General features: G+C 60.2%; 19 protein-coding genes and 1 pseudogene. 3 read left to right on the top strand and 17 right to left on the bottom strand.

Annotated features, from left to right (window positions below):
• Positions 1-183: 183 nt before the first annotated feature.
• The 10 genes and pseudogenes from ACFOWB_RS25220 to ACFOWB_RS25270 all read right to left on the bottom strand — a co-directional run bounded on the left by ACFOWB_RS25220 (position 184) and on the right by ACFOWB_RS25270 (position 11,762).
• A complete protein-coding gene (locus ACFOWB_RS25220; RefSeq protein ID WP_378150088.1) occupies positions 184-3,087 on the bottom strand; it encodes a hypothetical protein in 2,904 nt (967 codons plus the stop codon).
• Entirely contained in the window at positions 3,080-4,081 is a 1,002-nt protein-coding gene (locus ACFOWB_RS25225; RefSeq protein ID WP_378150090.1) for a TniB family NTP-binding protein, read from the bottom strand. Before ACFOWB_RS25225 ends, ACFOWB_RS25220 begins: the two co-directional genes overlap by 8 nt.
• Entirely contained in the window at positions 4,074-6,257 is a 2,184-nt protein-coding gene (locus tag ACFOWB_RS25230; RefSeq protein WP_378150091.1) for a Mu transposase C-terminal domain-containing protein, read from the bottom strand. Before ACFOWB_RS25230 ends, ACFOWB_RS25225 begins: the two co-directional genes overlap by 8 nt.
• Positions 6,258-6,316: 59 nt before the next feature.
• Complete coding sequence (locus tag ACFOWB_RS25235) at positions 6,317-7,096, bottom strand: TnsA endonuclease N-terminal domain-containing protein (RefSeq protein ID WP_261405450.1); 780 nt, start codon at positions 7,094-7,096, stop codon at positions 6,317-6,319.
• Positions 7,093-7,593 (bottom strand): hypothetical protein, encoded by a 501-nt coding sequence (locus ACFOWB_RS25240; protein ID WP_261405449.1) that lies wholly within the window; start codon positions 7,591-7,593, stop codon positions 7,093-7,095. Before ACFOWB_RS25240 ends, ACFOWB_RS25235 begins: the two co-directional genes overlap by 4 nt.
• Positions 7,594-7,760: 167 nt before the next feature.
• The gene (locus ACFOWB_RS25245; protein WP_261405448.1) at positions 7,761-8,207 is read right to left on the bottom strand and encodes a hypothetical protein; all 447 of its coding nucleotides are present in this window, start codon (positions 8,205-8,207) and stop codon (positions 7,761-7,763) included.
• Positions 8,204-10,156 carry an AAA family ATPase gene (locus ACFOWB_RS25250; RefSeq protein WP_261405447.1) on the bottom strand — a complete coding sequence of 651 codons (1,953 nt, stop codon included), beginning with the start codon at positions 10,154-10,156 and terminating at the stop codon, positions 8,204-8,206. The genes ACFOWB_RS25245 and ACFOWB_RS25250 overlap by 4 nt, the downstream gene beginning before the upstream one ends.
• A gap of 2 nt (positions 10,157-10,158) precedes the next feature.
• The gene (locus ACFOWB_RS25255; RefSeq protein ID WP_261405446.1) at positions 10,159-10,818 is read right to left on the bottom strand and encodes a hypothetical protein; all 660 of its coding nucleotides are present in this window, start codon (positions 10,816-10,818) and stop codon (positions 10,159-10,161) included.
• A gap of 517 nt (positions 10,819-11,335) precedes the next feature.
• Positions 11,336-11,527: pseudogene (locus tag ACFOWB_RS25265) on the bottom strand (SOS response-associated peptidase); the annotation flags it as partial.
• Complete coding sequence (locus tag ACFOWB_RS25270; RefSeq protein WP_378150094.1) at positions 11,526-11,762, bottom strand: IclR family transcriptional regulator domain-containing protein; 237 nt, start codon at positions 11,760-11,762, stop codon at positions 11,526-11,528. The pseudogene ACFOWB_RS25265 and the gene ACFOWB_RS25270, both read right to left, overlap by 2 nt.
• 127 nt (positions 11,763-11,889) lie before the next feature.
• On the opposite strand from ACFOWB_RS25270, the gene ACFOWB_RS25275 reads away from it, so the two are divergent.
• Positions 11,890-12,456: a DUF1612 domain-containing protein gene (locus tag ACFOWB_RS25275; RefSeq protein ID WP_378150114.1), complete on the top strand. Its 567-nt coding sequence runs from the start codon at positions 11,890-11,892 to the stop codon at positions 12,454-12,456.
• 3 nt (positions 12,457-12,459) lie between these two features.
• On the opposite strand, the gene ACFOWB_RS25280 is transcribed toward ACFOWB_RS25275, so the two are convergent.
• The 5 genes from ACFOWB_RS25280 to ACFOWB_RS25300 form a co-directional block, all read right to left on the bottom strand.
• Complete coding sequence (locus tag ACFOWB_RS25280) at positions 12,460-12,840, bottom strand: hypothetical protein (RefSeq protein ID WP_378150096.1); 381 nt, start codon at positions 12,838-12,840, stop codon at positions 12,460-12,462.
• Positions 12,841-12,872: 32 nt separating this feature from the next.
• On the bottom strand, positions 12,873-13,904 hold the full coding sequence (locus tag ACFOWB_RS25285; RefSeq protein ID WP_378150116.1) for a CBASS cGAMP-activated phospholipase: 1,032 nt from the start codon (positions 13,902-13,904) through the stop codon (positions 12,873-12,875).
• A complete protein-coding gene (locus ACFOWB_RS25290) occupies positions 13,894-14,325 on the bottom strand; it encodes a hypothetical protein (protein ID WP_378150098.1) in 432 nt (143 codons plus the stop codon). The genes ACFOWB_RS25285 and ACFOWB_RS25290 overlap by 11 nt, the downstream gene beginning before the upstream one ends.
• 50 nt (positions 14,326-14,375) lie before the next feature.
• Positions 14,376-15,656 carry a nucleotidyltransferase domain-containing protein gene (locus ACFOWB_RS25295; protein WP_378150100.1) on the bottom strand — a complete coding sequence of 427 codons (1,281 nt, stop codon included), beginning with the start codon at positions 15,654-15,656 and terminating at the stop codon, positions 14,376-14,378.
• A gap of 72 nt (positions 15,657-15,728) precedes the next feature.
• On the bottom strand, positions 15,729-15,968 hold the full coding sequence (locus ACFOWB_RS25300) for a DUF2188 domain-containing protein (protein WP_378150102.1): 240 nt from the start codon (positions 15,966-15,968) through the stop codon (positions 15,729-15,731).
• A 71-nt stretch (positions 15,969-16,039) separates the two neighbouring features.
• On the opposite strand from ACFOWB_RS25300, the gene ACFOWB_RS25305 reads away from it, so the two are divergent.
• Complete coding sequence (locus ACFOWB_RS25305; RefSeq protein ID WP_378150104.1) at positions 16,040-16,423, top strand: helix-turn-helix domain-containing protein; 384 nt, start codon at positions 16,040-16,042, stop codon at positions 16,421-16,423.
• On the top strand, positions 16,420-17,319 hold the full coding sequence (locus tag ACFOWB_RS25310) for an ImmA/IrrE family metallo-endopeptidase (protein ID WP_378150106.1): 900 nt from the start codon (positions 16,420-16,422) through the stop codon (positions 17,317-17,319). Before ACFOWB_RS25305 ends, ACFOWB_RS25310 begins: the two co-directional genes overlap by 4 nt.
• Positions 17,320-17,355: 36 nt before the next feature.
• On the opposite strand, the gene ACFOWB_RS25315 is transcribed toward ACFOWB_RS25310, so the two are convergent.
• Complete coding sequence (locus ACFOWB_RS25315) at positions 17,356-18,552, bottom strand: Fic family protein (protein WP_378150108.1); 1,197 nt, start codon at positions 18,550-18,552, stop codon at positions 17,356-17,358.
• Positions 18,553-18,771: 219 nt separating this feature from the next.
• Positions 18,772-19,557, bottom strand: coding sequence for a DUF3320 domain-containing protein (locus tag ACFOWB_RS25320; protein ID WP_378150110.1), 786 nt, complete (start codon positions 19,555-19,557; stop codon positions 18,772-18,774).
• Positions 19,558-19,646 lie beyond the last annotated feature (89 nt).

Raw genomic sequence — 19,646 nt, forward strand, 5'->3', positions numbered from 1 at the left:
TATTCTGGGCGCCGAGTGCCTGATAATTCAATGAGTTAGATGATCAGACAGACTCGCTTATTTTGGAATTCGACACTGAGCGGGTGTCATGCGTCAGAAATAATGAGTCTAACGCAGATAAAATGAGTCAACTTGAATAAGCGCAAGCATCGAGCTAGCCCCTATTGATTACTCATTTTCCACTTAATTTGAAGCAAATTTTAACGAACCGCGTGGCCACTCAACGCCCGCAATTTTATTGTAGGCTTTGACCGATCCTAACGAAATATCAATCCCGAGCTCTGACTTCACCCAGCGCTGAATCGTAGTTTTCGAAATGGACCGATCGCCGCTTAATATGGCGGCGGCAGATTGGCGCGAAAACGATTTATATGCTTCCCACTGATCAGCACTAAATTTCTGCTGACCCTTATATTTTTCCGGTCTGCCGGTCTTTCGCGCAATTTTCCTGCCCGTCATTTCAGGCCAAAGGACTCCACATTCCTTATTGTATTTACTAACTGCGTTCTCGGATATGGTTACCCCAAATTCTGAGAGTACCCAGTCCTTAACAGTGTTACGCGTCAGGCCCCGCTCTCCATTTCTGATACGAGTAGCCACGTCGTTACTGAACTGCGCGTACCTTTTGAGCTGCAATCCATCTAATGACCTCGGCCCTTCATTAACAGACGGCCATTTGACCCCAGATCTCCGTAGATAGGTCGAGATATTCGTCACGCTATATTCAATTGAAAACTCATCTATGATAAATTGTCTTACATCAAACAGACTAAAGCGCTCACCCGCTTTATTGCGAGCAATAAATTCCTGCGCTTTTGAAATAAGATCCGCTCTCTGTTTGGATGACAGAATATATTGATTTCTCTGTTTACGTATAAGATGCCTTTCGATTCCACGCCTGCGGATAGAAGAGAGAAAGTATAAGACACAAGAGGTTCCGTGATCTTTTATGATGTCAGAAAGTTTGAAGCCAGAAATAATCTTTATTAACATTATCAAGGATTTTTGTTTCGATTTTTGCACCGTGCTAATGCGTGTCTTGATGTTATTAATTTCGAGCCCGATCGGAATTCTAAGATATTGTAGCAGAAAGACAGTACGATCTTCCGAATGTTGATTGAAGCGAACAAATTGTTCTTTGCCGGAAGCCAAAAGTCGTTTGACGTCATCAAGACGATAGACGTTAGGGCGGCCGCTTCCAATGACCTCGACGTTCGCCTCGCGTAGCCACGCAATCACGAATTTGACCGGCACGCCCCACTCGCTCGCTAAGGCTACTGGCGTCGTGAAGCTGCTCCTGAACCGATCCAGTTCAGCTTGATCGACCGTGGACACGCGGCTGTTTTTGGGACAGGGAGCTGTCCGGATGACCTGTAGTCTTCCGAGTTCGGCAGCTTTGCGTGCCCGCAGCCCAACATGGGCGAGCATCACGGTCAACGCGGTGCCGGATTTTGCCGTCGGGACAGGTAGGTGTGAAGCAAGGCTGCGTCGGCATAGGGACCACCGAACCGTCAAAGCCGTTACGTCTTCGCGCACCCCAACAAGCGGCACTTGCCCCGTTTGAATGAGATCTATGACCCGACGCCAGGCGGCGTCACCAGTCCCGAGATGCCGGATTGCCTCCTTGAGCCTGACCGGTTCCGAGTCTCGGGGCTCCTCGAGCTTCGCCTCGATCGACCGAACCCATTGCCTGAGATCCGCTTCGTCTAGCCTTCCTGGGCCAAGGATTTCCTCCACGAGCGAGGGAGAGCGCTTGATGACCTTTTTTTGGATCAAGCCATCCAGGATTACATTGGGCATTCCGTACTTTTTCTTTAGAACCGTCTGAAGTGTAGAGTTCTCCAAATCGATAATTAGTTCTCTGACCTTATCACGCCGGTAGGCTAGCGATTTTGCGCCGCGACCGACTTTAAGGGTGCGAAGCGATCGCATTTTCTCAGCGTGGAATTGCTTTGTGGTGACGCTCGCAATGACTTCGTCATAGCTCATGACCTGATCGCACCACTTCAATAGAACCGTCGATGATGTAGTTTTGTCGAAAGGAGAATAGGATTTTTGATAGTGATCTTTGATGCGTGCGCTAAATACGTCTGAAATAGCTTGACCCACGACGCTGGGGTCGATCAGGTCATATAGATCTCCTAGTTCGTTCCGAATGGGCGAGTTGCTCTTGCTGCCTCCTCCAATATTCCGAGTTTCAGTCAAAATATCGGAGAAGTATTCTCTCATATCAAATAATACTTGTGAGCCATATCCAAGAATCTCAGCCGACTCGGCTCTGGATGATCCTTTACCCATACTCCGTCGCATGCTTGGCGCCTTCGGATCGAGCAGGCGACGAGTAGCAAGACCGATGAGTATGGCCGATTGGAGTAGCTCCCCGCCGGTGAGCGAACGAAGATCGCTAGGGAGTTGGGCGACGGTCTCTGCTCGTAAGGAAGGGAAGGGGGAAAGCGCGTTTGCCAGCTTAGAGAGATACATCGGCGGTTTCACGTCACCGCCGCTTTCCACGTGCTTCCGGAGATCGAAACGGCAAGCATGGCAGTGGCAAACGGAGGTACCGAGCCAAGTGAGCTCCTTGCTGCATAGCGGGCATCGATCGATGAGTCGCTCGTTCGATTCAGGGCAAAAGCCCAGCTGAACCAGATCCCACGCCATTCGGTGATAGGGAGCGATCCTGAGAGAAGCTGGAGAGACTGCCCGTCGTTTCGTTGAGACATACGATTGCCCGATAGGGCCGCCACTGAACATCGCATGCTGAAGGCCGAGCTTCGATCCTCCGAAGCCATACATTCGGCGCGTTACCTCGTCCTCCGGAAAGCCACAGACTTCAGCGATCCTGGAAGTGTGACCGCCAAGCCAAGGAGCTCTGTGGACTTCAGCCCTCGTCATTCCGAGTTTCGGACACAAAGCCACCAGGTAGGAGTGGCCAGTGCGACCGACGATGCGCGTCAAAATGCTAAGCAAGGTTTCGTCGTAATATGGCGTGACGCGGTTTTGTACGGTGCGTTCGCCGATGACGAAATCGAAACCTCTCTGAAGTGCATCGCCAGGCACCGGAACTCGTGGAGACGCCGTATCAGTCAAAGGACGTCTCCCAGTCCTTCGTCCAAACGAGTTCTACAGCCGGAGGTTTTGGCGTCAGAAACGGGTTCACGACTTTGGCATCAGAAAACTTCCACATTTCATCAAAACAATGGGCGAATAATTCACGCGATAACGTTGGCTGATCGCCAAGTCTCATAGCAGCTTCTGAAGTGATGTGTATCAGACGAGCAGTCGCACCAGGGTAGCCGCGTGCAGCCGCATGAATTCGGCTCGCCATATCTTCTTCATGCAAATGTGATTTCTGGAAGCCGCCCAGTCTCTGAAGCTCACTGTCGAACGTCATCAGATACGATCGATAAAGCTTCCAGTCGCTCGGATCATCATGTCTCGTGGCGTAGGGTTTCATCTCCAGCGCAGGTACGTTGCGGCCAATAAGATGGCCGTTACGGATAAAGATGCGGCGAGCCCTGGTCGTGCCGACAAGTATGATGCCGCAGGAGCGGCTAATCTCGTTCATTAGCTCCTGAATCCAATCAGCGACCGCGTGAGCAACTTTTCCCTGGTCTTTGGCAACCAGCCGCTGCACCTCATCAATGATCAGAAGCTTCGTTTTTCGCTCACGCACGGCCTCAATTACGCGCCTTTGCTTAAATGCAGCGGTTCCTCGTTCGGGATCGATATCTCCGAGAGCCGACAAAAGCTTGGCGCCAAGGGACACGGTGTTCGCATTACTTGGCATTTCGCAATATATCACAGGGCTACAGTCGGTCTCACCAAGCCTGACTGGAGGGAAATCGGCCAGAAACTCTTGGATAACAGTGGTCTTTCCGGCTCTGGTCGGAGCCGTGAGTGCGCCGCCTGCGCTGTCGCCGGTGCCCGACGCTGTATCTTTGAAGAGGTGAAGGCGCTGAATGAGCTCCAGCGTTCGGTCATTCCGGATACGAATCCCCTTGATCGCATTGATGCGTTCGGCAAAGCGATCGCTAAGTGCGCGGAACTCCGGATGCACGATCTGTTCTGCAACTTTAAGCATCAGCGTTACCCCATGAACTTGTAGGAAATGACTCGAGCTGTTCATCCTCTTCGCGGTTTGGCGGAGGTGACGGCGGCGCGTAATTCGCGCTCGTCGGGAAAGGCTCGAGGTTGTATTCATCCCGCTTCCGCCTGCTTTTTCTCGGAAGCTTAGGGTCCTTGGCGGCACCTTCTGCGGGCGGCGGCGGCGTCTCGATCATGTCGGCCGCGGTCACGGCTCGGATCGAGCTCACGGGCTCTTCTGCAGCGCCAGAATGAGGGACAACAATGATCGGCAGCGAACTGGGCGCGGGCCTCTGTGATCCGATACCGCGAAGTCGCGCGTGGAATGATTTGGCCATCCCTGTGCGGATCGATTCGTGGACCTCCATCATGAGTTCGTAGCGGACGCTCATGAGTTCAGAGAGAGATCGCGGATCGCGCTCTCGTCGACGAGCCTCCTCCTGAATGATCTTGTGCTGCCAAAGAGATAGGCCCTTGGCGTAGTCCCCTTCGGCTTCCATGGGACGGTACTGTCCAGAAGCATCGAGGACGTAGATCTTCGATATGTCCGTGGGGTCAAATCGGAACGTGACGGGCGCACGCGACTTGCGCGACAAATCAAGAATTGCACTGACTGTCGTCGGATTTCGGTAAAAAAGGTTTTTGTACCGCAATCCCGCTCTTGAAACGGTGCCGGTCGCATAACGCGACAACACGACCTGAAGATCCTGGATATGCTCGGGGAGCTCGATGTGGACCTTTTCGGTGCCCTCAATCCAGCGTTGCTCTGGAGTGCGGCGGGTCGTGCTATTGCGAGACTTGCAGTAATCTTGCGTAAGCCACTTGAGGAACATATATTCGAACGTGTCGAAAGACATTGACATATTCTTCTTCGGATCGATTTCCTTGTCGCGCAGCGTCTTGGCGCTGCCGTAAGTCGTTCCCGGCAAACGGTGTAGGAACGTTGTGTTTAGCGTGCCGAAGAAGCGCTCGATAATTCCCTTGTAATGCGGCGTGCGCACGGGCGAGGTCTCGAGCTCAATGCCGAGTTCAGCGCAAGCCTGAGGCAACGATAGGCCAATGACTTCTTTGGCGTTGTCGGCGACCAGTTTCAGAGGAAGGCCAGCCGCACGCCAATCTGAGTTCAAGCCGCTAAACTTCTTGAATACTGCGTACTTCGGCGTAATGGCCTGCCGGAGACACATCATGACCGAGTAAACGCTCGGGGGTTCAAAGCCAATGTAATAACCTAGTGGGTAGCGAGAGTAAGCATCGATTGCAAATGTGAGCCACGGCCGTCCACCGCAGGGCAGTTCGGTGCCGTCTTCGAAGAACATCCAGTCATCGATCTTCGTGTGATCGATGATGATCGTTTCGAGCGGGCGAGTTGCTTCCGGAGCGGACTGAAGCGGCTTAAGCTCGCGATCGGCCGCTCGCTTGCCCCAGCGGATTCTCAACGTCTTGTAGTACGAGTGCTCGGTGATCCTTCGGTAGATCGTGGCAGGTGAAGGGGCCGCGATAGTTGTCTCGCCGAAGAGCTCTTTTCGCTTGTTAATTTCGCCGATGACCGCTGCGACGACCGCCCCAGCTGGCAGCATTTGACGAGACATGTAGACGTGCTTGATGGCGTCCTGAATTATTGACTCAGCTTCCTCTCCAACACCCTTTTTGCGGCCCTTCCTCTCGTCGAACGATCGCATGGTGCGGAGCTCTCGGCGCCCCTTCACTCCGCGCTCACGCAGCCAGCGCGTCACAGATCTCCAGTCAGGTTTGGTCTCGTGATCGTTCGCTACCGCGACCATCTCGATGAAGGGCGTCATGGCGCTCTCGGTCTTTGGGACCGGTCGAGAATCATAGGCCAAGCAATAGGCGTGGCGCCATTTTGCCTTGGTGATTTTCAGCTCGGGGAGAAGCTCGAGCGACGAGCCTGCTTCTTCGCGGAATTTCGGAGGCAGGACGCTCCAGTCGCGAACCGAAAGGCGGCCGGATATATAGAGTTCAACAAACTCCTTCTCGGTCATGCTCCGGCGTCTAGCGTTCTCCTCATCGTCAAATGCAAGTCGACCATCCTCAAATAGACGAACGAAGATGAAGTTTCGCCCATCGATGACAACGACACCGTCTTTGCGTAGCCGCAGGTTCAGGCTCACCTGCTGCGGCTGAGCAATTTGGGCAGAGGCTACCATTTCATTCATCGCGTAATACACTCGTTAGTCAAAGCCGAAGTGATGCGGTCGCTTGTTCAACCAAGAAGTCATGCATGGCGGACCGTCTTGGCTGCTACGAGATTGTGAAGATTGGCCGCGTAGTCCTTGCGGAGCTCGATCGCGCTATCCGGCCCAAGGGGGATATTCAGGTCAATTCGAACGACCCGCCTAAGCATGAGCGCCATTAAGGAACGCTGCCCATGGAGCGGGCTCCCGAAGGCGGCGGCGCAAGCACCCAGCGTCGATCTTGGTCGCGACACCAGATGGTCGATGATGATGGTGAGTTGGTCGTCTGATGGGAGCAGACGCCGTGATTCTTCGACGACTTGCGCGTTCTCGTGCCAGACCTTTTGCATTTTGAAGCGTAAGTCGGTTACGAAAACGAGATCCCGATCGATGCTGCGGTAAATAGAGCGTGCCAGTCGATAGCGGTCGCGATCTTCGGGCCGCATCTTGAAGATGTCGGATCGGTATTTTACCTCGACAAAGACCGTGCGGTTCTCCGTCTGGACAATAAAGTCTGGGGTGTAGTGAGTGCGCTGGCCGCGGAACAAGAAACGCAGACGATGCGGTTGCTCCATGTAGTTGATGACTGTGTCATCAACCTCGAGCCAGCGGATCGTTCGCCGTTCAAGCCGGGATTCCCATGCGATGCTTCGGCGACACTTTACGCTTGGGTAAAGTCCTACCGGCCGGTTCCGCCGGCCGTTGAAAATGGTCCTGACGGGGCCACGATCGTCAGCGACTTCCATGATGCCTTCCGAGCGCGCGAGGATCTCCTCGAGCGCGGGCGGGCCGTATGGATCGAGATCCGAGCGCGCCTTCATCGGACCGGCGCACCATTTTCGGCGATGATCTCGAACAGCTGAGACATATGCCGCCCGGTGGCGGTCCATCGGTCGCGCCACTCGACGGCGGAGTCGACCGGCGCGCTGGAGAGCCCATGAAGCTTCACGAAGGTCTCAAGAAGTGACCTTGATTTCCTCGGCGCGTAAGTCTCGCCACACAGGATATCCGCCAGGCGAAGCCACATCATCCGCTGCCGCAGATCCGCGAGATCGCCCCCCTCGATCGGGTGAAAAGCAATGACGTGAGGGACCGTCAGGTGTGGGAGTGCGAGCTGCCCGGAGGCTTCGCGATCACACAGCACCCAAGGCATGACGAGAGCGCGCGTGTCTTCCGCGGTCCGCACCTCGCACACGACGTGCAGCTGGAAGCACCGGCGATCCGAAATCCGCGCTGCAGCGTCGAAGTGCTCAACCGTCAGCTCGGTGAGCTTGGCGTCAGGCAGTAACTCGGTACGATTCTGTGTAGCCGCCATCATGGCGCAGTTCTCCTCGCGCGGACAATGGGTTTGGCCGCGTTGTCGGGTCGGCAGTTCGATGAAGCTCGCCGGGGAAAAAGCTAAGCTCTAGGATGTGGGATTGGACCAATCCCTCTTTCTGGGTTGTAAACAGTCCGGCGCTCCGGATTATAAGTCCGGGCCCATCCTCAGCGGTCTGAGGTCAGCGTTAATGAGGTATTATGCTCCGGCAATTCAGCAGCCGAACGCGCGAGCGTTCCAGCGATTTCGAACATGGCCGGACGCATCCTCTCCATCCGACGAAGGGCTTTAGGGACCGTCGCATGAGCGATTCCTCGTGAGGATAGCCACACGCGCAGCGCGGTCGCGTCCGATGAATTGTCCGTGATTACGGCGCTTGGCCGGTCGTGAACGTTCAAAGCGCGCAGGATGAGGCGTGTTGATGTCTCGAAGGGCGAGACCCCATCAAGCTCGACGTCCAGCCGCCCGGCCATAGGTATCAACAAAGCTTGGCACGAAATGCTTGGTCCGCGGCGGTAGCGATCCAGCAGCCAGGCGTGCGGATCTACCTGCTGCCCCGCATAAGCGCGTTGAGAAACCTTGAGCGTGGATATCGGTTGCAGCGACCGCGTCATGAAGGCCTCCGGTCGGCAAGGCCTTCACCGTCCGGCAGACGGACGCCACCGCACAGCCGAGCGACATCTTCTCCGCGGACAAAGCGACGTTCGGCGAGTAGCGTTGCGACGGCTTCAATCTCGGTTCGGTGCCGGCGAACGAGGTCATTCGCCCGCTGCTGCAAGCGTACAAGATCGCGCTCGACGCCGAACCGAAGCTGTTCATTGGTTGATAGCGTAGATGCCACCCGATCGGCAGCTCCAAGGTATGTCAGCTTTTCGCCAAGCCCGAACGATCCATGTGCGCCCGCCAGCAGCGACGTGGCGACAGCAAGATCTGACGCTTCGACACCGCCAGAACCAGCATCGGCGGCGCCGCAGAGGACTTCATCAGTTGCACGCCCGGCAAGGGTGACGATGACGTAGTCTTCGATGTCGACGAAGGTCATCGGGCGGCGGCGGCGGGAGAAGTTCGTGAGGCCGAGTCCGTCGCCGCTCGAACCGATCTGGACCGCGCCGACTTTGAGGCCCAGAACGCATGCGATCACCGCATGGCCGGCTTCATGCAAAGCGGTCTGCCACAGCAGCTCCTTTTCGATGTTCATCGGCGGCGCAATCGCGATCGCCAAATCTTCGACACGAAGCTCCCGGGAGGCGTCTCGGGCGATCTGGCGAGCTTCGGTGACGATCCTCACGATGTCGGCGCCCGACATGCCCTCGGTCATCTGAGCGAACGGCTCAAGATCGTCCGACGCGAGATCTCGTCCGAGATAGCACCGGAAGATCACCTCACGGTCGGCCTTGTTCGGCAGCTGTATTCTGACGACCTTGTCGAGGCGACCGGCGCGCCTCAGCGCCGGGTCCACCCGGCTGGCGTTGTTGCATGCTCCGATTGTGATTAGGCCGGGGTACCTCAGCGTGCCGTCGATCAGATCAAGGACGCCGTTGACGAAGTTGATCCACCAAGCGGCGTACCTTCCCTCCTGGCTGTCTCGATCGACGATGCTGTCGATCTCATCGATCATCAGGAGCCCGGGGCGATGCGCTCGAGCGGCTTCGATGGCCGCACGCGCGGCCTTCAGCGCGTCGTCGAGGTGACCTTCACCCGAAGAAAGCCAACGTGAGACTGAGGTGGTCTCCAGAGGCAGCTGGGTGGTCTTGGCCAGGGCCATGGCAAAGATGCTCTTGCCGACCCCAGGAGGGCCTTCTAGGAGGATGCCCTTGGGAAGATCCTTCAGCGAAATCCCGGGATCTCCCCGGCGGAGCCGCTGTATGTCGCGCGCGAGCGCCAAGCCCCAGGATTTGGCCGCTCCATAGCCGGCGAGCTCGGAAAGCTCGGGAATGCCGTCCGAGGTCTGCGCCGTCCGGGCCGCTGCAGTTCCTTTCAGCCGCTTTATAGTTTCGGCCAGAGACGCGCCCGGTCTCACGGCGAATGCGATCGCTGCCAGATTGAGGACGTCAGGAGCGCCTATTGCATCAATGGGAGCGGCTTCTTCGTAGAATTCACCCAGGGCGCGAGCGACGTCGGCAGGCGTCGGTTTCGGCACCACGATCCAGCGATCGCAGTTCCGTACCAAGATCCCCGGCAGTTGCCGTTCCGGATCTGCCGCTACCGCGATCACGGATCTGCCCCGCGCAATCTCGCCGGCGATAACCTGGGCCTTGTCGTCGAGGAAGGTCGATCGGCGAGTTGAGGTTTTCGCCTCGGAGCGGAAAAGGTGCGGGTCCGAGCGGGACGTGTCCGAAATACGCCGAGTGATGAGTTCGCGGATAACCTCGACGATGGGATCGACCCAGCTTTCCGAGGGCGCCTCGATCACCCATGCAAGCGGTTGCTTCAGAAGCCGCTCGAAAGACTCGGCCTCCGTCGCTTCAGCTATGGCGTGCTGGACCAGGCGCTTGGCGAACGACGTTTCTCCGAGCTCCTTTTCATTCGCTTCATCAAGCTCGTCGTTCTCGGCAGGACGCATGGTCACCGCTCCACTTGGCGTTCAGAGATCGAGGACATCGGCGTGATCGCCGTTTCGAAGTTGATGGTCAGCAGCCCGCCCGCGATGAGGGCGAACACGACCCCGACCGGATCCGGTGCCCGGACGACGGCAGCGCAGTCCTCGAGTGTGGCGAGAGGGTCTTCGCGCACCAGAGTCAGGACCGAGAACCGGTCGCGGGCGGCGACGGACATGTTGGCGCAGCGGGCAACAAGCTTGCAGTTGTCCAGGAAGGGCCTTCGGCGGATCCATCTCTGGCTGAGTAGGCGAACGGGCTTATCCCCATTGATGGCCGAGGATTTCCTGAAATTCCACAGACGTTTGCGGATTTTTGCGTCGTACCATATCCGCATCGGGGCCAAGATTACGACCATGACGCCCTGGGGGCCGCGGACGGGAATCGGAATTATCTCCGTCGTGCCGAGCAAGGATTTCAAGCGCTCGGCGGCGCTCTCAAAATCGCAGTCCCTCAGCTGGTACTGGGGCAGCGCTTGGATTACGGCGTGAACCTCATACGACAGACGATTCAAATCCTTCTGGCGGCGCCTTTGGCGCTCGCGGAAGGACCGTTTTCCATCGTAATCAGGGATTGGACGTATGATGGGTGTGTCGAGAAGCACGGCGCCCTCTTCCTCGGTCTGCATGGCCGGAAAGTTCGATTGGGGGCGTCGTGACGGAACTCGGGACGGCCGATCCACACGCGAATGAGTCTGAGCGGACTGCCGGTATCGTCGGGTGCGCGCTCTACGTCGTTCCGGTCTTGGAGCCGGGTAAGATCTTATTACATCAACTGCCGAGAGTGGAGAAGAGCCAAGTTGACAATATGTCAACTGAAGCGAAGGCATGGTAAACGAACGGCAAATCAAGGCGGCCCGAAGCCTTCTGGACTGGTCGCAACATGAGCTCGCTGAGCGCGCAGGAGTTGCGCGCTTTACGCTGATCAAAATCGAGTCCGGGGACGCTCGTCCCCAAGAGGCGACGGTCGCCAAGATCGTCGATGCGCTGGAGAAGGGTGGCGTCACCTTCTTCGAAGCCGAAGGCCATATAGGCGTCTCGGCGAAACGTTGATGCAGCTCGAGACGGCGTTTGGGCCGGTAGGGTGCCTTTGAAGCGAAGCCACCCGTCACCGCCCGAGATCCAAGGCATCTGTCGTTCCGGATATTTCTTGGCACCCTTCGCCACGACGACAAGCGCTGCGGCAGATAGAGGGCGCTGTAGCGCTTTAGCCTCGTCCCAGTCGGCGCGCATCCATACGTCGATCTCGTCCGCTGTCCTGAGGATGATCGGCATGGCCTTGGGGTGCACTGGCGCCACCACTGCGTTCTGCCCGGTCGTGAGAAAGCCGTAGAGTTCAATTTCGCTTCCCAACCCTAGGTCGCTTTTCGGACGCACGACCAAGTGGTCTTCGGCGGCGGCCATCATGTGCGCCGATCGAGCGAGAGACCGCCAACGCTCCCAACCGAACAAGGTCTACGAAAATCTTGATCTTCTCGTCGGAGAAGCGATGCGTCGGTCCAGACATCGAGATACCCGCCACAACTTCTCCCTGAGCGGCCATTATCGGCGCCGCGACGCAACGCATGCCCATTGTACGTTTCTGATCATCGACGGCGTAACCTCGGTCAAACGCGCAAGCGCGAGATCCTCGCGAAGCTGCTCCAGGTCCGCGATGGTCTTCACCGGTCGGACGCCGCTCTCTGCAAGACCGACCGAGCCTGGTCTACGATCTCGACTGGAACGAGGACGCGCGCCTCGCCGCGTGGCGGGGCGTGGCCGGGGAGACCAAGGTCTTGCCGCCTACGCTCGCGAGCGCGATCGCGCTCGACGCCTGGAACGAGATCGCGCCGCTGCAGTCGCAAAGCTGCCTTGGCCGCTTGTTGGCCGCCGAGCTGCTGCGCGGACGCGGCAAGACCCGCGCCCACCTTGGCTCTCTTTCACTGGGCCTCAAGGCGCCGCCCCAGCAGAGGCGCTGGAAGCGCGATCCAGCGACCCGGCTCGATGTCACAATCGAGGCGCTTAGGGACGGGGCAGAAGCCGGTCTCAAGGAGCATTACCGGCTCTCGAGCATCCGAGAGCGACTCACACGGCGCGCCGGCGATCGCCGTTCGAACTCCAGCCTGCCGGGCCTGATCGAGCTCGCGATCGAGACACCGGTGGTCACCGCGGCCCTGATCGCCGCGCGCCTCACGGTCACGCCGCGGGCCGCGCTCGGCCTCGCGCAGGAGCTCGGGCTGCGCGAGTCGACAGGACGCAAGCGCTACCGTGCCTGGGCCGCGGCCTGAGCCTCATCGCGCAGCGGCGAGCGCAAGCCCAATAAGGTCGCGACGGTGCTCGGCCGAGAACGCCGCGCCGAGCGAAAGGCCGATCGCGTCGTCGCCCCTGTCAGACGCCTGGAGCGCGAGAAAGCCGCGAGCCGTCAGGCCGACCCGCTCGACCATGCGCGCGCCCAACTGGCCCGGCTCGAAGGCGATCAGGCCGGCGGAGGCGAGCCACAGCAGCGAGGCCTCGACAAACGCTTCGCGGGTCGCGCCCGACGGATCGGCGTCCGGCAGGCCTTTATCGGCCAGAACGTCGATCTCGATGTCGAGCGGGATCGGGAACGCCGCATGGAGTTTGATCAAAAGCGCCGCGGCGACGTCGGCGAACAGGTCGACATTCGGTACCATCAGATCCTTGGCCTGCGCCGCCTCACCCAATGTCATGCCCGCGTATGATGACGCTCTCGCGGCTCGGCGACATCTACAAAAAACCGGGCGATATCGGACGCCGCCTCGTCAAGATCTCTGGCGGCGCATGACGGCAACCTGTCGAAGGCGTCGTCATAATCGTCCATCTCGACGTCCGCGTCCGATCCCGAGGGTTCGATCCGCAGACAGCGTTGCGGACCGAGAAGAAGCTTGGCCTGGGCCGTCGCATTGTCGGTCGTGAGAAACATCGCGGCCCTGATGGCCTCCCGCCACGCGATAAGGCCTCTGACGGCCTGGCGCCGACTCAAACTGAAGGGTGGGTTGCCCGTGCCGATACTCAGGACATCGATCTGATCGAACCCGAGCTCATAGGCGGACAGCGCATCGACCAGAGCGACCATCACCGGGTTGTTCGCCCAGACGCCGCCGTCGACGAAGATTCGCCCGCTCTCCTCATGCTCCATCCCCTTGAGATAGGTGGGGGCTGCGGACGTAGCGCGCGCGACCTTCCAGGCGGGCGTCGCGTGGTCGTTGCGGAAATCCGCGTGATGGTCGGTCTTGAAGACGGCGATCTCGGTCTTCGGCACCATGAAGGCCGGGAGGACCAGGCGGCAGCTCGACTCGCCCAGCAGTCGATCGCCGAACCGGCGCCTCAAGGCGGACTCCAGTTCCCGATGATCGAGCTTGGTCCGCAGCATCGCGCGACAGAATCGAAACCAGCGCGCGAGGCGCCCGCTTGGCATGGGCGGAAATATCTGTCGGCCGTCTACGCGGTAAAATTCGGCGATATCCTGAACCGTCAGGCCAAGACCCAGGCCGAGACCGATGATCCCTCCGGTCGAGGTGCCGGCGACCATGTCGAAATAGCTGGCCAGCGGTCGTCCGCCCGCAAATCTCTCCTCCGCCAGGCGCAGCAATTCGGCGGTGTAAACGCCTTTGATACCCCCGCCGTCGAGCGCCAGGATCTTGAACGGTTTGCCGGTCGGCCACGGCTGGCGAACCCGTTGCGTCGGTAGGGTGTTGGCGCGTCGATCAGTGAACATCGCCAATATCGCCGCCCGCGGCCTCCGCCTGCGCCACGCTTTCAGGACCGACGCTCGGCGCCAACCACTCGCCGGTCATGTGCCAAAGTTCATAATAGGTGAGCCATTCCGCCGTCCATCTCACGGTGGTCTCGGCGATGAGATCTCCGGCCGACCATTCGCGGACCTTCGGGTCGAATAGACAGAGGCCCGAGCGCTCGGGGTTGTCGCCGTTGTAGAGGAGATGCGGGATCGCCGAGAAGGTCACGCCCGGCCGCGGCGTCAGCTTCGGCGCCTCGAGCGTGACATAGGGCAGGCCAAGCGACGGCCGCCAGACGATCCCTACCGTGTAGGGCTGCGCCTTGGGCCGCAGGGGCCCGATCCAGATCAGCGTTCCGTCGCCGAGCTTCGTCGCTGCGAAATCCGGCCAGAGCGACGCCATGGCGCCCAACTGCGCATGCGGCGACCGTTTTGGGGAAATCGGGTCTCGACTCATCTGATCTTGACGGCCCGCCCGGCATGGAAGTTGTGCCGCGGCACCTCGACCAGCGGCGCCGACGCCGGAGCAATCGCCGGCGCATAAATGCCGCCCGTGCGCGGCGCCGAGAGGATGGGCGCGCCGGTGTCGCGTCGGTCGTAGCGCTTGGCCAGAACCGCGCGCTGCTGTTTGCCGATGCGCTCGCCGAACAGTTCGTCCACGATGGCGGCGATTTCGGCCAGGGGCGCCGTGGCCATCTCTGCAAGTCGTTCGCCGAGATGTTCGAGCGCCTCGGCAAGCGTCCTCATGTCGGTCTCGCCCGGCTTGCCCGCGCGCGGCCAGCGGTCGGTGATCCGATCAGGCGGATAGGAGGGGTTGAGGTCTTCGGGCTGCGTCCCGGCATCGAGGTGGTCCCGCATGATCTTGGCGGTGTCACTGGCCAGCACATAGAGCTGCGCGGTCAGCCCCTGCGGAATGTAGCCGATATCGGCGGCCCTCTTGGTGACGTAGATCGACGGCGGACGCGGCGTCGCCGCTCCGGCATAGCTGATGTTCAGATTGCGCTTTAGGAGCTTGAGCGCGACGGCCTGCTGGGCGTCGAGGCGGCTCGGGATCATCGGCGGTAGGTCGTCCTGCTCGGCCTTGGCGACGACAACCGCTTCGCTCGCGTCGAGCACCGGCAGGCGGTCCCTCCCCACGTCCTGGCGGTGACGGCGCAGAGCTTCGGTGAACGGCGCGTCGCCGACGCCGACAGTGAGCCGGAACCAGCCCGTAAAACCCCAAGGATTGGACGACACACGCATCGACGCTCCGGTGTCGGGCGAATGGAAGATCTCGCCGGCGCGAGGGATGGCAAGCCGGGCTCGACGGTCGAGGATCGCCACGTCCATGTGCATGAAGGGAAACTGGATCTGGACGCAGCGAGTCCGGCGCACGATCGCGGCCGCGCCGGGGAACCCCTGGAGCGACTCCTCGAGAAGGTCGAGCGCATGATCGTCGTCCCAGTCAGCCGGCACGTCGATCTCGACGATCGCATCGACGTCGAACCTGTCGTCATCGGTTCCGCTGACGATGGTGGTGCTCGTCGCGATCGACCCCTGGGAGTAGATCCGGCTCTCGCCGTCGACCAGGTAGGGGCGCAGCTTGCTGCGCTCACGCTCCAGATGCGTTTTCAGCAGTCGATAGCGATTGTCCGCTACCCGACGGTCGCGCGGGCTGAGCTCGATCAGCGCCGCGACGTCCAGCAGCACCTCGTCCGCGGTGTCCGGCTTCAGGAGCGGGTTGGGCTCGGTCATCGCAATCTCCTCAAAGCTGGGCGTCGTGGCTGAAAAAAGAAGGACCGCGTCGGGCGGACGCGGTCCTGATCGTCAACCCTTGGGCGGGTTTGGATCGTTTCCGTGGCTGTCGCTCTGGCCGATCCTGCCGTCGCGATTGTGGATGCGGAGCTCGGTGCCCTGGTTGCGGCTGACCTGGCGTCCGTAATCCACCGCGGTCTGTTTGACATCGAAGTGACCCGACGCTCGCTCGCCGCCGCCGCGCTTCACGTCCCAGCCGCCATTGGGGTTCGGCACGACATGGTGGCTGTCGGGCCCGCGCTTCTGCGCCATGACGCTTTCTCCTATAAAAACCGGCAACATAAATACGCCTACTCCGAACAACATGGGGGGGCGGATGCGCCTTGTCAACAACGCGCCATATCGCTACTCTGAACATCGATTTGCGGGAGAAACGCGCCTTGAGCACGCCATTGGGCGAAAAGATAAGAAACCTGAGAAAAGCCAAGGGCTTGACGCTCGACCAGCTCGCCGAGCTCGCAAGCTCGAGCAAGAGTTACATCTGGGAGCTCGAAAACAAGAACCCGCCCCGTCCGTCCGCAGACAAGATCGCCAAGATCGCCGCGGTTCTGGGCGTCACGTCGGATTATTTGCTTTATGCAGATAGCGAACTTGGCGTGGAGACCGCCAAAGACGAGGCGTTTTTTCGAAAATACCGGAAAATGGACCCTTTGGTGAAAGCGAAGATCCAAAAGATGATCCAGCTGATCGGTGACGACGACGCATGAGCGCGGCGTTCGGGCCCGAACGTTGGGCCATTGAGCTTACGCATGTGCTGAACGCGGTGTTCGGGCCGGAGCATTTCCCGATACGGGTCGCAGATCTCGCGCGCGAGTACTCAGCGCAGCGCTTTCCCGACGATCCCGTGGTTCGGGTCGCAGGAGACGATCTTCCGGGGTTCGAGGGCGCTCTCTACCGCGCGAAAGGCGGCCGCAAGGGCTGGGGCATCATCTACAACGACGCCATCACGTCGCGCGGCCGCATCAATTTCACCCTAGCGCACGAGCTCGGCCACTATCTGCTTCACCGTCACGATCACCCGCAAGGTTTCACCTGTGGGGACCGCGACATGACGGGTTGGGACAGCGAATACGCGCGGCTCGAGCAGCAGGCCAACGTGTTCGCGGCCAACCTTCTGATGCCGCGAGACGATTTCGCCCGGCAGATTCCGGCCGACGCCCGGATCGACCTCGACATGATCCGTCATTGCGCCGACCGCTACCAAGTCTCGCTGATCGCAGCCGCGTTACGCTGGATCAGCCACACGAGCCGACGCGCAATCCTGGTCGTGTCGCGCGACGGCTTCATTCTCTGGGCGCGCTCCAGCGACGCCGCCTTGAGAACCGGCGCCTTTTTTCGCACCTCACAAGGTCCCATCGAGATCCCCGCGACCTCGCTCCCGCAGCAGACGCAACTGCTTGTCGACGGACGCGGCGCGCTCGACCACCGCGCGGGCGTGTGGCTTCGCGAGCCGGTGAGGGAAATGACGCTGGTCGCGGAACAGTATGATTTCGCCGTTTCGCTCCTAGCGCTCAGCGCTGCTCCTCCACGATTTGCCGAGGCGCTCGACGATCCCGACGCCTATGACCGGCTCGCCGCGACCGAGCCTCGGCGGATGTGGTGACTGGCGCGCTCGCCCTAAGAGGCGCGGGCGCGCCTCTTAGGTTTCTGGATAGAGGCGCGGAAACAGCGACTCCAGCGCACGGGCGGGAAATCGTAGAGAGACGGGCCCCTTCGGCGTGTCCGAGGCGAGTAGTCCTTCTCCGACGACGTCGTTGAGGACCCGGCGCGCGGAGCGTTCGGGCAGCCCCGTGATTCTGGGGGCTTCGCCTCTGTCGAACTCGCCACGCAACAACGCCTCCTCGAGCATCCGCGCAGCTTCCGGCTTCAGGTTTTGGCTTCGCTCGACATAAAGCCTCAGTCGTCGCGCTAAGGCATTCAGATCGAACAGGCCCGACATGAAGACGACCTGGTCGAGACAAACCCTCAAGAACCAGACCGTGAACTCGATCAGCGCTCTCTGAGATAGGTTTCCTCGCCCGTCGAGATCGCCCTGCCGCGGCGTATCGGCGAGGTCCATCATGCGCCTGTATTCGCCCCGACTTTCCAGACCGCGAGCAAGGCCTCTCGAGACCGACCAGAGTCCGTGCGCTCCAATACCGGCCCTGTGCGCCATGGCATGGCTCATCAAGCGGCTGACCCTGCCGTTGCCGTCCGGGAATGGGTGAATGAAGTTGAGGCGATGATGCGCCGCCGCGATCGCCACGACACGACCGGACGCACCCAATCGATCGAACGGGAACCGATTTTCGAAATGGCTCATGAAGTCGCCGACCCGGTCGCTGCCAGGGGGAATGTGACGCCCAACGGCGACATCGTGTTCCGCGAGCGAGCGCCACGCGCCCGGCTCCATCCTGAACTGGCGATCTGCGCCCCGGATCGTCAGCATCGCCTCGGGCGCGTCGCGATAAAACTCTCGGTGCAGGCGCCGAACGAATTCCGCAGAAGCCGGCTCCGGCAGGGCGTTCTCCGCAGCCAGTCGATCGATCTCCGCCTGAACCCGAACATGCGCCGCCGCCTCGAGTTGAAGGTTGCGACGCCCCTCGTCGGCATCGAATTCGCCAACAAGCGCGCGCTCGATGTCCCGCGGGCGCGTGTCATGGCCCTCGATTAGGTTTGAGTAGTAGGTGTTCATGACGCGAACGAGGTCAGCCAAGTTCGCCGCCGTCAGCGGATGCAAGGCGCGGCCGAGCACCGCTGACGCGCCCACAAGCTCCGCGACCACGTCGGCGATCTCCGCGGTCGGCTCCTCCAGCCGCGCAGGCTCCATTCGATTGACGGTTTCAATTTCAGGCATAATCTGGCCGATCTTCCGAATGAGAAGATTGACCGAATATCATTTTATTTCAATAGGCATACCCAGTGTTGGCCGATCATTTGGCCGGTCTCATGGCCGATGTTCTGGCCGATTTCTCCCCTTAAGTCGGCCGAGATGATCGACCGGTTCCGCGACGCCTTTCAGAGGACGAACTCACCTTCATTTGCGCTCTAGGCACATTCGCCGCCCCGGGCGACGTTACGAGACCGGGGCCGGCGCTGCTTTCGACGTCGCAACCAAGAGGTCGCCGGATCGGCTCAGTTCAGAGGCGTCCAGAAGCGTCTTCACCTGAGCGAGGATCACGTCTCTGAGCTGCGCGCTGGTCGCTTTAAAGCCGAGCAGACGCGAGACCGTCAGCACGACCTCGTCCTCGGTAGCTCCGAAGTTCGTCGACACAACGTGGCGCACGGCCTCCTTGAGCTCGTCGGGCGGCAGCATCTCGGGCTTGCGCAACGTCGTCGACTGCACGTCCCTGCGGTCTCGGACCTTGGCGCCCGTGCCCGGCACCTTAAGGAAGCGCCCGAGCGACCACGAGACCCGGCCAGAGCCGGCGGCGACATCCGCGGCGCGCTCGATTGCGGACTGGATCCTGTTGCCCGCGCGCTGCAGCCCCCACGCCGAGCGTATCCGGATTGTCACTTCTTCGAGGTGTACAGGCCCCTCGGTCGCCACGACCTGCGCGACGAGCTCGGCGAGCAGCCCGACCGGGGCATCGTGGAGCTCGTAGCGGAAGTCGGCCGTGGGCGAGGCCTCAACATAGAGGCGGTCGGCGAGGCCGTCCTCGGCCTTGTCGGCGAGACCGATCTCGACGACATCGCCCCGGTCAACCGTGACGATCTCGACGTCCACCGCCCGCTTGCGCGCGGCGCCGGCCTCCAGGCGCTCGGCGAGCTCGACCTTCGCGGCCTCGATCGCCGTGCAGAGGCTATGGAGCTCCTCCTGAGGGCGCTGAAGCCAATCGTAGCTCCAGAGCCTTCGGATCACCCAGCCGTGGTCCTCGAGCACAGTCTGGCGTGTGATCCGGCGTGGAATTTTGACCCCCTAGGTTGGGGGATCGGCGTCCAATTTTGACC

This window comes from Chenggangzhangella methanolivorans (assembly GCF_042648545.1).
GTDB lineage: Bacteria > Pseudomonadota > Alphaproteobacteria > Rhizobiales > Methylopilaceae > Methylopila > Methylopila methanolivorans.